The organism is Pseudomonas sp. B35(2017), assembly GCF_002113645.1.
Classification (GTDB): Bacteria; Pseudomonadota; Gammaproteobacteria; order Pseudomonadales; family Pseudomonadaceae; genus Aquipseudomonas; species Aquipseudomonas ekonensis.
The window spans coordinates 155,322-170,340 of sequence record NZ_NEIZ01000005.1 but is presented as its reverse complement, the minus strand read 5'-3'; the positions used below and the strand labels follow the sequence as shown (position 1 = coordinate 170,340).

Sequence of the window (15,019 nt, the reverse complement as noted above, 5' to 3'; positions counted from 1 at the left end):
CGACCATTTTCGCCTTAGCCGAGCTGCCCCTGATCAGCGTGATCGAACTGCTCAGCGGACTGATCCTGCTGATCGCCGGCGCCGAACTGATGGTGCGCGCCGCCGTCCGCCTGGCCACGCGCCTGCACGTGCGCCCGCTGATCATCGGCCTGACCCTCGTCGCCCTCGGCAGCAGCGCTCCGCAGATGGCGGTCAGCCTGCAGGCCGCGCTGACGCACAACCCCGACATCGCCGTCGGCAGCGTGGTCGGCGCCAGCATCTTCAACATCCTCGTCACCCTGGGCCTGTCGGCGCTGATCATCCCGTTGCGGGTGTCGCGGCAACTGGTGCGCCTGGACATTCCGCTGATGATCGGCGCCAGCCTGCTGGTGTTCGCGCTGGCCTGGAACAAGGAACTGGGGCACATCGACGGCCTTGTGCTGCTGGGCGCCCTGGCGCTGTACCTCGGCCTGCTCAAGCGCCAGTCGCGGCACTCGGCGCGACCGCACGCCGAACACCCGCAGGATCCGCAGGCCTCATGGGCCGTCAGCGTGCTGATGATCGTCGGCGGCCTGACCCTGCTGGTGTTCGCCGGGCGCCTGTTGCTGGGCGCCGCCGTGGCGGTGGCCACCGACCTGGGGTTCTCCGAGCGGATCATCGGCCTGACCGTGGTGGCGGTCGGCACCTCGCTGCCGGAGCTCGCCACCTCGCTGATCGCGGCCCTGCGCGGGCAGCGCGACATCGCCGTGGGCAACGTGATCGGCGCCAACCTGTTCAACCTGCTGGGCGTGCTGGGCTTCACCGCGCTGGTGTCGCCGACGCCGCTGTCGGTGTCGCCCAATGCGCTGGATTTCGACCTGCCGGTGATGCTCGGCGTCGCCGTGCTGTGCCTGCCGGTGTTCTATTCCGGCTACCGGGTGACCCGCGCCGAGGGCCTGCTGCTGCTCGGCCTGTACCTGGCCTACGGGCTGCACCTGCTGTCGTTCACCACCGGCATGCCGCTGGCGGGCAAGCTGGAGCGGTTGATGCTGTTTTATGTGCTGCCGACGCTGCTGGCGTTTCTGTTTTTCACGTCCGTGCGCGCCTGGCGCCGCCAACACCACAAGAGGGATGTGCCATGACCGATTCGAAGAAGACCGGGGTAGAGATCCGCCGCCAGGTGATGGGCGATGCGTTCGTCGACCGCGCCCTGGGCAACGCCACCGAATTCACCCAGCCGCTGCAGGACTTCGTCAACGAACACGCCTGGGGCGGCGTGTGGAACCGCGAAGGCCTGCCGCTCAAGACCCGCAGCCTGATCACCCTCGCCGCGCTGACGGCGCTCAAGTGCCCGCAGGAACTGAAGGGCCACGTGCGCGGCGCGCTGAACAACGGCTGCACCGTGGAGGAAATCCGCGAGGCGCTGCTGCACTGCGCGGTGTATGCCGGCGTGCCGGCGGCGATCGATGCGTTCCGGGCGGCGCAGGAAGTGATCGACACTTACCAGAAACCTGAGTGAGTTTCCCGGCGCCTGATCGGGCGCCATCGCAGGCAAGTCGAATCGTCGCACCGCAGCTCCCACAGGGTTTTGTGTTGCCAATGTGATTGCATTCACACCGCAGAACCCTGTGGGAGCTGGCTTGCCAGCGATGAGGCCCCCGAGGACACCGTCAACCCGCAGGTCAGATCCACCCGCCCCACTGCAAAAAGAAGATCCCGATGTTGGTGGTCACCGCCGCCATCAAGGTGGTCATGACGATGATCGCCGCCGCCAGCTCATGGTTGCCCTGCGCCGCCCGGGCCATGACGAAACTGGCTGCGGCGGTGGGGCTGCCGAAGTACAGAAACAGAATCCCCAGCTCCGCCCCGCGAAAACCCCACAGCCAGGCGCCGAGCGTCGCCAGCACCGGCAGGCCGACCATCTTCACCAGGCTGGAGCTGAGCGCCATGTTGCCGCTCTTGCGCAGCGCCGCCAGCGACAGCGTGCCGCCGATGCAGATCAGCGCCAGCGGCAAGGTGGTCTGCGCCAGGTACTGGCCGGAGGTCTCCAGCCAGCCGGGCAAGGCAATCTTGAAGTAGGCGAACGGCGCCGCCGCGATCACGCTGATGATCAGCGGATTGCTGACCACGCTTTTGCAGATGCTCCACGGGTCGGACTTGATCACCGGGCTGTACACCGCCAGCACGATGGTCGAGAGGGTGTTGTAGAACAGGATCACCAGCGCCGCGAGAATCGCCCCGAGGGAGATGCCGTAGTCGCCGTACATGCTCGCCGCCAGCGCCAGGCCGATGACCCCGTTGTTGCCGCGGAACGCCCCCTGGGTGTAGATGCCGCGATCCTCGCGCGGGCACTTGAGGATCGCCCAGCCCCAGGCCGCCGCGAAGCTGGCCAGCGTGGCGATGGCGAAATAGATCAGCAGCGCCGGTTGCAGGGCGGCGTGCAGGTCGGCATGGAGGATGCCCAGAAACAGCAGCGCCGGCATGGTGACGTTGAACACCAGGGCCGACGCGGTGTGGATGAAGTTGTCGTTGATCCAGTCGATGCGCTTGAGCAGCACACCCAGAAACAGCATGGCAAACACCGGCGCGGTGATGTTCAGGGTTTCGAGGAAAATGGCCAGCATGCCGGGGAACCTTGGATGGGTGTCGTTAGGGGGCTAATGATAAGCCACAAGTCCTCCGGCGTCTGTCGGTCCGCTTCGCAGACAAGCCCGCTCCCACCCGTTTTGGCGCCAGAACACAAACGGTAGGAGCCAGCCTGCTGGCGATGACGCCAGCCCAGGCGCCGCTGGCCAGGAGCGGACCGCTGCCCCCAGCATCGCCATCCATGTCCCGGTGGAAGCTGGCCTGCCTGCAATGAACGATGACACGGCCTCAGGTGATCGGCGCCGGGTTGAACAGGGTGATGTCGTTGTGCAGCTTGTGCTTCTCCGCCCAGGTCTGCTGCTTGCCGCTCGCCACCTCCAGGTAGTAATGGAACAGCTCCCAGCCCAGCTCCTCGATGGACGCACGCCCGGTGGCGATCCGCCCGGCGTCGATGTCGATCAGGTCCGGCCAGCGCTGCGCCAGCTCGGTGCGGGTCGAGACCTTCACCACCGGCGCCATGGCCAGCCCGTAAGGCGTGCCCCGACCGGTGGTGAACACATGCAGGTTCATCCCCGCCGCCAGTTGCAGCGTGCCGCAGACGAAGTCGCTGGCCGGGGTCGCGCAGAAGATCAGCCCCTTGTGCTTGAACCGCTCGCCGGGGCCGAGCACGCCGCTGATCGCGCTGCCGCCGGACTTGACGATGGAGCCCAGGGACTTCTCGACGATGTTCGACAGCCCGCCCTTCTTGTTGCCCGGCGTGGTGTTGGCGCTGCGGTCCGCCTCGCCCTTGGCCAGGTAGCGGTCGTACCAGTCCATCTCGCGCACCAGTTCCTCGGCGACGGTCTTGGTCTGCGCCCGGGAGGTGAGCAGGTAGATCGCGTCGCGCACTTCGGTGACTTCGGAGAACATCACCGTCGCCCCGGCCCGCAGCAGCAAGTCCGAAGCGTACCCCAGCGCCGGGTTGGCGGTGATGCCGGAAAACGCATCGCTGCCGCCGCACTGCATGCCGAGGATCAGCTCCGAAGCCGGCACGGTTTCCCGGCGGCGCAGGTCGAGTTTCTTCAGGCGGGTCTCGGCCAGTTCCATGATCTGCTCGACCATTTCGGTGAAGCCGTGGCTGGAATCCTGCAAGCGGTACAGCCATGGCTCGCTGAGATCCACCGAGGCGTCGTCCTCGTGCATCACCTGCCCGGCCTGCAGTTTCTCGCAGCCCAGGCTGATCACCAGCGCTTCGCCGCCCAGGTTCGGGTTGCGCGCCAGGTTGCGCACGGTGCGGATCGGGATGTACGCGTCCGTGGCGGTGATGGCCACGCCGCAACCATAACTGTGGGTCAGCGCCACCACGTCATCGACGTGGGGGTACTTGGGCAGCAGTTCCTCTTTGATCTTCTTGACCGCGTGATCCAGCACCCCGGTGACGCACTGCACCGTGGTGGTGATGCCGAGGATGTTGCGCGTGCCGACGGTGCCGTCGGCGTTGCGGTAGCCCTCGAAGGTATAGCCTTCAAGCGGCGCCTGGGCGTCCGGCACGTCGGTGGACAGCGGCAGGCTGTCCAGCGGTGGCGCGGTCGGCATGCGCAGTTGATCTTCCTTGACCCAACTGCCGCGCGGGATCGGCTGCAACGCGTAGCCGATGATCTGACCGTAACGGATCACCTTACCGCCCTCGGGAATGTCCTCCACGGCGACCTTGTGGCTCTGCGGCACGAAATCCACCGTGACCAGGCCCTCGGCGAATTCGGTGCCGGCCGGCACGCCCTGGTCGTTGACCACGACCACGACGTTGTCCCGCTCGTGCAGGCGGATGTAGCGCGGCGAGTCGGAATGTTCAATCAACTGCATGGCGCCGCTCCTCAGGAATGCGCTTGGGACAATTTGCCGGTGGCTTCGGATCCGCCGTTGGTCGGCGGCTCCTTGAGCACCACACGCTTGATCGGGCCGACGATCACCAGGTAGCTGAACACCGCGACCAGTGCGTTGGCGCCGACGAACACCAGCGCCCACTTGAACGAGCCGGTGGAGCTGATGATGTAGCCGATGACGATCGGCGTGGTGATCGAGGCGATGTTGCCGAAGGTGTTGAACAGGCCGCCGCTCAGGCCGGCGATCTGCTTGGGCGAAGTGTCGGAGACCACCGCCCAGCCCAGCGCGCCGACGCCCTTGCCGAAGAATGCCAGGGCCATGAAGCCGACCACCATCCATTCCACCTCGACGTAGTTGCAGGCCACGATGCTGCTGGACACCAGCAGGCCGGCGATGATCGGCGCCTTGCGGGCGAAGGTCAGCGAATGGCCCTTGCGCAGCAGCCAGTCGGAGATCACCCCGCCGAGCACGCCGCCGATGAAGCCGCAGATCGCCGGCAACGAGGCGATGAAACCGGCCTTGAGGATGGTCATGCCGCGTTCCTGCACCAGGTACACCGGGAACCAGGTCAGGAAGAAGTAGGTGATGCCGTTGATGCAGTACTGGCCCAGGTACACGCCCAGCATCATGCGGTTGGTCAGCAACTGGCGGATGTAGTCCCATTTCGGCCCGTCGGCCCGCTTGCCCTGCTTCTGGTCCATGTCGACCATGCCGCCGTTGTCGGCGATGAACTTCACTTCCGCCTCGTTGGCCATAGGGTGCTGGCGCGGGCTGTGGATGATTTTCAGCCAGACCAGCGAGAACGCGATGCCCAGGATGCCCATGACGATGAACACGTGTTCCCAGCCGAAGGTGAACACGATCCAGCCCATCAGCGGCGCGAACAGCACGGTGGCGAAATACTGCGCCGAGTTGAAGATCGCCGACGCGGTGCCGCGCTCGGCCGTCGGGAACCACGCCGCGACGATGCGCGCGTTGCCGGGGAACGACGGCGCCTCGGCCAGCCCCACCAGAAAGCGCAGCATGAACAGCGCCACCACGGCGGTGGACAGGCCGAACTCACCGACGAAGCCTTGTAGCACGGTGAACAGCGACCAGGTGAAGATGCTCAGGGCGTAGACCTTTTTCGAGCCGAAGCGGTCGAGCAGCCAGCCGCCGGGAATCTGGCCGGCCACATAGGCCCAGCCGAACGCGGAGAAGATGTAGCCGAGGGTGACCGCGTCGATGCCCAGGTCCTTTTGCAGGCTGGAGCCGGCGATCGCGATGGTGGCCCGGTCGGCGTAGTTGATCGTGGTCACCAGAAACAGCATGAGCAGGATCAGATAGCGGACGTGAGTCGGCTTGGAGGATTGCATGCAGATGTACTCCCACTGATTGTTTTTATGCGCGGGTGAATCTTTTCTTTGGTCTGTCTTGTGGGAGCCGGCAAGCCGGCTCCCACCGGTATTGCCTGTATCAGGAACCGATGTAGCTGGTCTTCACGACCGTGTAGAACTCTTGCGCGTAACGGCCTTGCTCACGTGAGCCATAGGATGAACCCTTACGGCCCCCGAACGGAACGTGGTAGTCCACGCCGGCGGTCGGCAGGTTGACCATCACCATCCCGGCCTGGGAGTGGCGCTTGAAGTGGTTGGCGTACTTGAGCGAGGTGGTGGCGATGCCCGCCGAAAGGCCGAACTCGGTGTCGTTGGCCATGGCCAGCGCCGCCTCGTAGTCGGCCACGCGGACGATGTTGGCCACCGGGCCGAAGATCTCTTCGCGGCTGACGCGCATCGACGCGTCGCTGTCGGCGAACAGCGTCGGCGCCAGGAAGTAGCCCTCGGTGTCGCAGGTCACCAGGCCGCCGCCGCTGACCAGCCGAGCCCCTTCGGACTGGCCGATGTCGATGTACTTCAGGTCCTGCTCCAGCTGGGCCTGGGACACCACAGGACCGATGTCGGTGCCGGTCTTCAGCGCATGGCCGACCTTGATCGACTTCATGCGTTCGGCCATCGCCTCTACGAACTTGTCGTGGATGCCCTCGGTGACGATCAGGCGGCTGGAGGCCGTGCAGCGCTGGCCGGTGGAGTAGAACGCGCTCTGCACCGACAGCTCGACCGCCTGCTTGAGGTCGGCGTCGTCGAGGATGATCTGCGGGTTCTTGCCGCCCATCTCCAGTTGCACCTTGGCCTGGCGCGACACGCAGTTGACCGCGATCTGGCGGCCCACGCCCACGGAACCGGTGAAGCTGATGCCGTCGACCTTCGGGCTGTTGACCAGCGCTTCGCCGACGACGCGGCCGCTGCCCATCACCAGGTTGAACACCCCGGCGGGGAAACCTGCGCGGGAGATGATTTCGGCCAGGGCCCAGGCGCAGCCCGGCACCAGGTCGGCCGGCTTGAGCACCACGCAGTTGCCGTAGGCCAGGGCCGGGGCGATCTTCCAGGCCGGGATGGCGATCGGGAAGTTCCACGGAGTGATCAGGCCGACCACGCCCAGGGCTTCGCGGGTGACTTCGACGTTGACGCCCGGACGCACCGACGGCACATAGTCGCCGGACAGGCGCAGGCACTCGCCGGCGAAGAACTTGAAGATGTTGCCGGCGCGGCTGACTTCGCCGATGGCTTCGGGCAGGGTCTTGCCCTCTTCCCGGGCCAGCAGGATGCCCAGCTCTTCGCGGCGGGCGAGGATCTCGCTGCCGACCTTGTCCAGCGCATCGTGGCGGGCCTGGATGCCCGAGACCGACCAGGCCGGGAACGCGGCGCGGGCCGCGTCGATGGCGGCGTGGACCTGGGTCACGTCAGCCTTGGCGTAGTCGCCGATGGCGTCGCTCAGTTCGGACGGGTTGATGTTGACCGAGTAGTCGGTGCCGGCGACCCACTCGCCGTTGATGTAGTTGTCGTAGCGCTTTGTCACGAGTCGTTCTCCTCACGCAAAAGGCCGCTGATCGCTCAGCGGCCCCGATTCAGTCGCGGATGTTATTGCGCACCTTGCTTGTCGATCAGCGCGGCGAGCATTTCGTACTCTTCGCCGGTCAGGTCGGTCAGCGGCGCGCGCACAGGACCTGCGTCGTAGCCGGCGATCCTGGCGCCGGCCTTGACGATGCTCACGGCGTAGCCGGCCTTGCGGTTGCGGATGTCCAGGTACGGCAGGAAGAAATCGTCGATGAGCTTGCCGACGGTGGCGTGATCCTCACGGGCGATGGCGTGGTAGAAGTCCATCGCGGTCTTGGGGATGAAGTTGAACACCGCCGACGAGTAGACCGGCACGCCCAGTGCCTTGTAGGCCGCGGCATAGACTTCGGCGGTCGGCAGGCCGCCCAGGTAGCTGAAGCGGTCGCCGAGGCGGCGGCGGATCGACACCATCAGTTCGATGTCGCCCAGGCCGTCCTTGTAGCCGATCAGGTTCGGGCAGCGTTCGGCCAGGCGTTCCAGCAGCGGCGCGTTCAGGCGGCAGACGTTGCGGTTGTAGACCACCACGCCGATGTTCACGGATTTGCACACGGCCTCGACATGGGCGGCGACGCCGTCCTGGCTGGCTTCGGTCAGGTAGTGCGGCAGCAGCAGCAAGCCCTTGGCGCCCAGGCGCTCGGCCTCTTGCGCGTATTCGATGGCCTGGCGGGTCGAGCCGCCGACGCCGGCCAGGATCGGCACACTGCTCGAGCAGGTGTCGACGGCGGTCTTGATGATTTCCGAGTATTCGCTGGCGGCCAGGGAGAAGAACTCACCGGTGCCGCCGGCGGCGAACAGGGCCGAAGCGCCATACGGTGCCAGCCATTCCAGGCGTTTGATGTAGCCCGCGCGGTTGAAATCGCCCTGGGCGTTGAAATCGGTGACCGGGAACGACAGCAGGCCGGCGGAGAGGATGGACTTCAGTTCTTGTGGATTCATTGTTCGAACACCCTGTAGCAACGTTTTTTGTGAGTGGACTGTTCAGCCTTGGCCGAAGTTGTAGGTCATCGTACAACTTAAAAGACAACCGTCAACTGCATTTCATCGCTGTGGGGCATTTTTTGTCGGACAAGATCGTTTCTTGACGTGGGAGGTTTCTCGGCTAGGCTCGTTTTAACTGTATATCCATACAGCTAAATAAGAACCGACCGACGACATATCAAGGAGAAAGAAATGTCCGGACTCGTACCGAAACCCCAGGAAAGACCCACGCCGACCGTGGCCCGTCTCGACGACCTGTTCACCGAACACGGTATCCCCTTCCACCCTGACGAGCCGCACCTGCTGCTGCACATCGCCGATGCCCACAGCGACGTCGCAGCGTCCCCCGCCGCCGCAGGCAAAGCCCTCAAAGGCAAGCCACCGCTGAGGTTCGAGGGCGCCGAACACACCGCCATCGGCGACGGCACCCGGCTGCGCTTCTCGGAAAACGCCGAACCGGTGCCCGCTCACAGCGTGCCGCTGCACTTGCCCAACGGCCTGGCCCTCACCTACGGCCAGGTGATCTCGCTGGGCGGCGACTTCTACGGCGTGGCGGACCGGCCGATCAATGAAGGCGCCAGCGCAGCGGAGCGTCAGCAGCGCTTCAGCGCCGCGTTCGACACCCTCGCCGTGACCTCGGCCTCCCGGGCCGAGGCGGCGCAGATCCTGGCGGTGATGCAGAAGGAAATCGAGGCGGTCAAACAGGCGATCAAGGACGGCAAGCCGCCCCACGAAGCCTACGACGCATTGGGAGATACGTTGTCGGAAGAGTGGAACAAGATCACCGGCGGCGGCAGCTTCATTTCGGCGCTGATTCCGCTGGGACGCTACCTGAAACTGGCCGCGAACAACGCCGACCACTTCGCCGAATGGGCCAGGGCCGCCTACATCGCCGGGCACACCGTCGCGTTGCAGGCCGCTGCGGCGGCTCACGCAGGCCAAGATGAACGACAGCTGGAACGGGCCTACGCCATGAACGCGTTCGCCGACCATTACCTCACCGACCTGTTCTCCGCCGGCCACCTGCGGGTGCCGCGCAAGGCCATGGCCGCCGTGGTGACGCCGAGCGACCTGGGCTCGCTGGTCAGCCGCTTCATGCACGACGAAGACAGCCGGTTCGGCCTCAAGGTGCGCAACAGCCGCGGCGAGCAATGGCGCGCCTTCGGCGACAAGCGCTACTTCGCGGCCGCCGACAACGACAACCGTCAGCAGGTCAACCAGGCGGTGCAGGCGTCGGCGGACGAGGTCTTCGCCGCCTACGCCAGCGGCAGCGTGCCGGCCGCCTCCGGTTTCGCCGCGCTGCAACGGCTCCCCGACCTGACGGCGGTGCTGGACCTGAAGAGCAACTACTCGCCGCTGTTCCGCCTGGAGAACGGCAAGGTGCTGCGGCGCAAGGACGTGAACAACCTCAACGACACCGCCACCGTCGACGACTGGTGGGGCTGGAGCACTTACCTGCTGCTCAAGAACTATCAACCGACCGGCAACACGAATTGAGGCACGCTGCGATGACGATCAAATTGAAACTGGAACTGGCTTCGGGCCAATCGATGCAAGGGGCGCCGCTGGAACTGCTGGCCGATGGACGGCCGGTGGCCCGGGGGGTTGTGGATAAACAGGGGTATGCGGTGTTCGAGACCGGGCCTGTGAAAGGGGCATTGGCGGTCCGGGTGGACCGTTCGATCCTTTCTGCTGACTGATGCCCTTGCGCTGAAGACACCGGCCTATCGCGAGCAGGCTCGCTCCCACAGGGGTCGGTGTGCATCCAAAAACTGTAGGAGCCAGCCTGCTGGCGATGGCGGTCTGTCTGGCGCATCGAGGTCGGATGGGCCGCCGTCATCGCAAGCAAGCTTGCTCCCACAGGGTTCTGCAGTGACCACAGATTCTGCATCCACCCAAGCTTCACTGTCGGAGCCAGCCTGCTGGCGATGGCGGTGGGGCTGCCCCGTCAGTTGCCCTGCGCCTGCGCCTCCTCGTGGGCCTGGCGCAGCCGCTCGCGGCTGTTGGTCAGGTGCAGGCGCATGGCCGCCCGGGCGGCGTCGGCGTCCTGGCGGGCGATCGCTTCATAGATCTCTTCGTGCTCGCGGCTCAGGCGATTCATGTAGTGCTGCTGATCGTCGTGGGCCAGGCGCGCGGAGTTCAGGCGGGTGCGCGGAATGATGCTGGTGCCCAGGTGGGTCATGATGTCGGTGAAGTAGCGGTTGCCGGTGGCCAGTGCGATCTGCAGATGGAACTGGAAGTCCGAGGCCACCGCATCGCTGGCGTGGGCCACGCTTTCGTTCAGGGCATCGAGGGCGGCGCGCATGGCCGCCAGTTGCTCGGGATTGCGGCGCTGGGCGGCCAGGCCGGCGGATTCGACTTCCAGGCTGATGCGAAACTCCAGGATCGCCAGCACGTCACGCAAGGTGACCACCGTGGCCGGGTCGATGCGAAAGCCGCTCGGGCTCGGCGTGTCGAGCACGAAGGTGCCGATGCCGTGGCGGGTCTCCACCTGGCCTGCGGCCTGCAAGCGGGAAATCGCCTCGCGCACCACCGTGCGGCTGACGCCATGGGCCTCCATGATCGCCGACTCGGTGGGCAACTTGTCGCCGCGCTTGAGCAGGCCGTCGCGGATCTGCTCGGTCAGCACCGTCACCAGTTCCTGGGCCAGGCTGCGGCGCTTGCGCGGAAGGCGCGGGGTGTCGATCGGGGTTTGCATGGTCTGCGTCTGGTCTCGAAGGTCGGCTTGGCGGGCATCATAGCGCAAGCGGGTTGTACGATCACTGCTGGCTCGCATTGCCCCTGCGGGAGCCAGCCTGCCGGCGATGGCGTCGGCCGCTCCCACGGGGGCTTCGCTGCCTAGGCGGTGACGGCCTGCTCAACGAGATGGCCGCTGTCGATCCGCACATGCCTTGGGTGGAAACGCTTGAGGCTGCTGCGGTGACCGACGCTGACGATGCTCAGCCCCGGCAAGCGGTCGATCAGCGCCTGGTACAGGTTCGCTTCGTCTTCTTCGTCCATCGCCGACGTGGCCTCGTCCATATACAGCCACTGCGGCGCGTACAGCAGCGCACGGGCGAAGGCCAGGCGTTGCTGCTCGCCCGGCGAAAGCATGCGCTGCCAGTGGTTGGCCTCGTCCAGACGCGCCGCCAAGTGCGGCAAGCGGCAGATGTCCAGCACCTCCTGATAGCGCTCCGGCGCATAGGTGTCGCCCGGTTGCGGATAGCTCAGCGCATCGCGCAGGGTGCCGATCGGCAGGTAGGGTTTCTGCGGCAGGAACAGGTAGCGCGCCGCCGGCAGACGGATACTCCCGTGCCCCGCCGGCCAAAGGTGCCCCATCGCCCGCAGCAGGGTGGACTTGCCGCTGCCGGAGCGACCGCTGAGCATCACCCGCTCGCCGGCGTCGACCGTCATGTCGGCGCTGGTCAGCAGGTGACGGCCGTCGGCCAGGTCCAGCCCGAGGTTGTGCACTTTCAGTTCACTGCCCTGGTTCTGCACGTCGATGGCCGGCGCACGCTCTTCGTTGTCGGTCATCGCCTGACGGAAGCTCAGCAGACGGTCACAGGTGGCGCGCCAGGCGGCCAGCTCCGCATACGCGCTGATGAACCAACTGAAGTTCTCCTGCACGTTGCCGAAGGCCGAGTTGATCTGCATCAGCTCACCCAGCTCGATCTTGCCCGCCAGATAACGCGGCGCGGCGACGATGAACGGGAAGATGATCGCGATCTGGCCGTAGCCGGAGGTGAAGAACGTCAGGCGCTTGGACACCCGCATGATGTCCCAGAAGTTGTGCCAGACCAGACCGAAGCGGTTGCTCAACCGACGGTTCTCATTGGGCTCGCCGTTGTACAGGGCAATGCTCTCGGCGTTCTCGCGCACCCGCACCATGGAGAAACGCAGGTCGGCCTCGAAGCGTTGCTGTTGGTTGTTCAGGCCGATCAGGCGACGGCCGATCAGGTGCGTCAGCCAACTGCCGACGGCGGCGTACAGCAGTGCGCACCAGAACATGTAGCCGGGGATCTCGACGCCGAACACTTCGATGCTGCCGGACACGCCCCACAGAATGATCGAGAACGACACCAGGCTGACCACGGTGCGGATCAGCCCCAGGCCCAGGCTCAGGGTGTTGGCGGTGAAGGTATTGAGGTCTTCGGAAATCCGTTGGTCAGGGTTGTCGGTGTAGCCGCCCTGCTCCAAGTGGTAATAGTTCTTGTGGCCGAGCCAGCGCTTGAAGTGGTTTTCGGTCAGCCATGCCCGCCAGCGGATCGTCAGCATCTGCGTCAGGTACAGCCGATACACGGCGCCGAGGATCGCCACTGTGGCAATCCCGCAGAAATACAGGATCAACTGCCAGAACGCCGCCTCATCCTTTTTCTGCAGGGCGTTGTAGAAATCCTTGTACCAACTGTTGATCCACACCGAAATCGCCACGCTGAACAGCGACAGCGCGATCACGGCGATCAGCAGCGTCCACGCCTTGCCCTTCTCTTCGCTGCGCCAGTAAGGCGTGGTCATCGCCCACACTTTGCGGAAAAACTGCCCGCGCACGGCATCGTTGACCGCGGAATATTCAGCGTTCTGATTCATGGATAAGGCTCGATAGAGAAAAGAACAGACACGCACCGATCATAGTAGATCGGTGCGTTTCATCGCGAGCGGCGGCGATGGCCGTTCAGCGCAGGTTCAGCGACGGACCGGGCGCTTCTGCAGCTTGCGCTGCAAGGTGCGGCGGTGCATGCCCAGGGCGCGGGCGGTGGCGGAGATGTTGCCTTCGTGCTCGGTCAGCACGCGCTGGATGTGCTCCCATTGCAGGCGATCCACCGACATCGGGTTTTCCGGCACCAGGCTGTCGAGGTCGGCGTGTTCGGACAGCAGCGCCGCCAGCACGTCATCGGCGTCCGCCGGTTTGCACAGGTAGTTGCAGGCGCCGCGTTTGATCGCCTCGACCGCCGTGGCGATGCTCGAGTAGCCGGTGAGGATCACCACGCGCATCTCCGGATCCAGCTCCAGCAGCTTGGGCAGCAGCACCAGACCGGAGTCGCCGTCCATCTTCAGATCCAGCGCGGCGTAGTCCGGCAGGTCCTGCTGGGCGAGGGCCAGGCCCTCTTCGGCGGAGCCGGCGGTGCTGACGCGAAAGCCGCGGCGGGCCATGGCGCGGGCCATCACCCGGGTGAAGGTCGCGTCGTCGTCGACCAGCAGCAGATGCGGCAGCTCTTCGCCTTCGGTTTGGATTTCTTCGTCACTCATAGTTGGTCTCCTCGGGCGCCGTGGGGCAAGCGCAGCTCGGTGAGCGTGCCGCCTTCCTCATGACTATAGAGTTTCACGGAGCCGCCGGCGCGGGTCACGCTGGCCTTGCTCAAGAACAGGCCCAGGCCGAAGCCCTTGCCCTTGGTGGTAAAAAACGGTTTGCCGATCTGCTCGGCGATGGCCAGCGGCACGCCGGCGCCGTGGTCGCGGATACTGATGGTCAGGTCTTCGGCGGTCCAGTCCAGGGTCACCTGAAGGTTTTCCGGACAGGCGTCGGCGGCGTTGTTGAGCAGGTTCAGCAGCGCCTGGGTCAGGTCCGGCGGCGGCGCGATGCGCGGCAGCGTGCCCTGGCCCAGGCGCTGGAAACGGTAGCTGGCTTCGGGGCGCATCAGGTGCCAGCGGTTCAGGGCTTCGTCCAGCCAGTCGGTGACGTCCTGCATCTGCACCGCCATCCGCCGGTTGGCCTCGGCGGCGCGTACCAGTTGCTGCAGGGTCTCCTTGCACAGCTTGACCTGATCCTTGAGCACTTTCAGGTCGTCCTGAAGCATCGGGTCGTGATGGTCCTGCTGCATCTCGTTGAGCAGCACGCTCATGGTCGCCAGCGGCGTGCCCAGCTCATGGGCCGCGCCGGCCGCCTGGGTCGCGACGGCCAGCAGCTGCTGATCGCGCAGGCCTTCTTCGCGGCGGATCGCGCGCAGTTCTTCCTGGCGGCGCAGCTCTTCGGCCATCCGCGCGGCAAAGAACGTGATGACGGCGGCGGCCAGGGCGAAGCTCAGCCACATGCCGTAGATCTGCAGGTTCTCCCGGGCGACCGGCAGGGTCTCCAGCGGATAGAAATGGGTCAGCATCAAGGTGTACAGGGCCAGGGCGATGCCGGACAGGATCACCGAGTAGCGCCATGGCAGCGTCACCGCCGCGATGGTCAACGGCACCAGGTAATAGGACACGAACGGGTTGGTCGAACCGCCGGAGAAATACAGCAAGGCGCTGTGGATAAACAGGTCGCAGGCCAGCTGCAGCGCATACTCAAGCTCGGTGACCGGCCACGAGGTGCGCAGGCGCACGGCGGTGAACGTGCACAGCAGGATCGAACAGCCCAGGGTCATCACCAGTTGCACCCACGGCAACGGCAACAGTTGCAGCCAGTAGGCCAGGCCCACGGAGCCGGCCTGGGCGGCGAGCACCAGAATGCGGATGAACGTCAGGCGCCAGAGGTTCTGGCGGGTGGCGGAAGTCAGTTGTACGGGGGCGAGCATGAGCTCTCCTGATGAGCGCTCCAGGCGGATCGCACGGAGTATACCGAAGCGGCGCGCCTGAGAGTCGAAAGTGCGGCAAACGACCACATGGCGCAAACGGGAAATTGATCTAGGGCAAGTGGAGCGGGCCATCTGTATAGAAGTTGTAACTGGGCGAACCGCGCCGACAGGGCTAGAGTCTGATGGTTTCACGCAGGCCCCCGAACCATCGCCTGCGCC

The 15,019-nt window shown here is 65.4% G+C and carries 13 protein-coding genes; 4 read left to right on the top strand and 9 right to left on the bottom strand.

What is annotated here, in order from left to right; genetic code table 11:
• Positions 1–38 precede the first annotated feature (38 nt).
• A complete protein-coding gene (locus tag CAG41_RS11910; RefSeq protein WP_085631712.1) occupies positions 39–1,100 on the top strand; it encodes a calcium/sodium antiporter in 1,062 nt (353 codons plus the stop codon).
• Positions 1,097–1,477, top strand: a complete 381-nt coding sequence (locus CAG41_RS11905; RefSeq protein ID WP_085578554.1) for a carboxymuconolactone decarboxylase family protein — start codon at positions 1,097–1,099, stop codon at positions 1,475–1,477. Before CAG41_RS11910 ends, CAG41_RS11905 begins: the two co-directional genes overlap by 4 nt.
• Before the next feature lie 163 nt (positions 1,478–1,640).
• Here CAG41_RS11905 and CAG41_RS11900 read toward each other — a convergent pair whose 3' ends face one another.
• The 5 genes from CAG41_RS11900 to kdgD all read right to left on the bottom strand — a co-directional run bounded on the left by CAG41_RS11900 (position 1,641) and on the right by kdgD (position 8,276).
• Positions 1,641–2,582, bottom strand: coding sequence for an AEC family transporter (locus CAG41_RS11900; protein ID WP_085631716.1), 942 nt, complete (start codon positions 2,580–2,582; stop codon positions 1,641–1,643).
• Between the two features lie 250 nt (positions 2,583–2,832).
• Positions 2,833–4,386 (bottom strand): galactarate dehydratase, encoded by a 1,554-nt coding sequence (garD, locus tag CAG41_RS11895; protein ID WP_085707038.1) that lies wholly within the window; start codon positions 4,384–4,386, stop codon positions 2,833–2,835.
• An 11-nt stretch (positions 4,387–4,397) separates the two neighbouring features.
• Entirely contained in the window at positions 4,398–5,762 is a 1,365-nt protein-coding gene (locus CAG41_RS11890; protein ID WP_085578548.1) for an MFS transporter, read from the bottom strand.
• Between the two features lie 100 nt (positions 5,763–5,862).
• Complete coding sequence (locus CAG41_RS11885; RefSeq protein WP_085578546.1) at positions 5,863–7,302, bottom strand: aldehyde dehydrogenase family protein; 1,440 nt, start codon at positions 7,300–7,302, stop codon at positions 5,863–5,865.
• 62 nt (positions 7,303–7,364) lie between these two features.
• Positions 7,365–8,276, bottom strand: coding sequence for a 5-dehydro-4-deoxyglucarate dehydratase (gene kdgD / locus CAG41_RS11880; RefSeq protein WP_085578543.1), 912 nt, complete (start codon positions 8,274–8,276; stop codon positions 7,365–7,367).
• Between the two features lie 234 nt (positions 8,277–8,510).
• Here kdgD and CAG41_RS11875 point away from each other — a divergent pair, with 234 nt between their 5' ends.
• Complete coding sequence (locus CAG41_RS11875) at positions 8,511–9,815, top strand: phospholipase (RefSeq protein ID WP_085656206.1); 1,305 nt, start codon at positions 8,511–8,513, stop codon at positions 9,813–9,815.
• An 11-nt stretch (positions 9,816–9,826) separates the two neighbouring features.
• Complete coding sequence (locus CAG41_RS11870) at positions 9,827–10,018, top strand: hypothetical protein (RefSeq protein WP_085707037.1); 192 nt, start codon at positions 9,827–9,829, stop codon at positions 10,016–10,018.
• A gap of 248 nt (positions 10,019–10,266) precedes the next feature.
• On the opposite strand, the gene CAG41_RS11865 is transcribed toward CAG41_RS11870, so the two are convergent.
• The 4 genes from CAG41_RS11865 to CAG41_RS11850 all read right to left on the bottom strand — a co-directional run bounded on the left by CAG41_RS11865 (position 10,267) and on the right by CAG41_RS11850 (position 14,800).
• Positions 10,267–11,016, bottom strand: coding sequence for a FadR/GntR family transcriptional regulator (locus CAG41_RS11865; RefSeq protein ID WP_085578890.1), 750 nt, complete (start codon positions 11,014–11,016; stop codon positions 10,267–10,269).
• Positions 11,017–11,156: 140 nt separating this feature from the next.
• Positions 11,157–12,884 (bottom strand): ABC transporter ATP-binding protein/permease, encoded by a 1,728-nt coding sequence (locus CAG41_RS11860; RefSeq protein ID WP_085707036.1) that lies wholly within the window; start codon positions 12,882–12,884, stop codon positions 11,157–11,159.
• 96 nt (positions 12,885–12,980) lie between these two features.
• Positions 12,981–13,544: a response regulator transcription factor gene (locus CAG41_RS11855; RefSeq protein ID WP_085578535.1), complete on the bottom strand. Its 564-nt coding sequence runs from the start codon at positions 13,542–13,544 to the stop codon at positions 12,981–12,983.
• The gene (locus tag CAG41_RS11850; protein WP_085578533.1) at positions 13,541–14,800 is read right to left on the bottom strand and encodes an ATP-binding protein; all 1,260 of its coding nucleotides are present in this window, start codon (positions 14,798–14,800) and stop codon (positions 13,541–13,543) included. Before CAG41_RS11850 ends, CAG41_RS11855 begins: the two co-directional genes overlap by 4 nt.
• Positions 14,801–15,019: the final 219 nt, after the last annotated feature.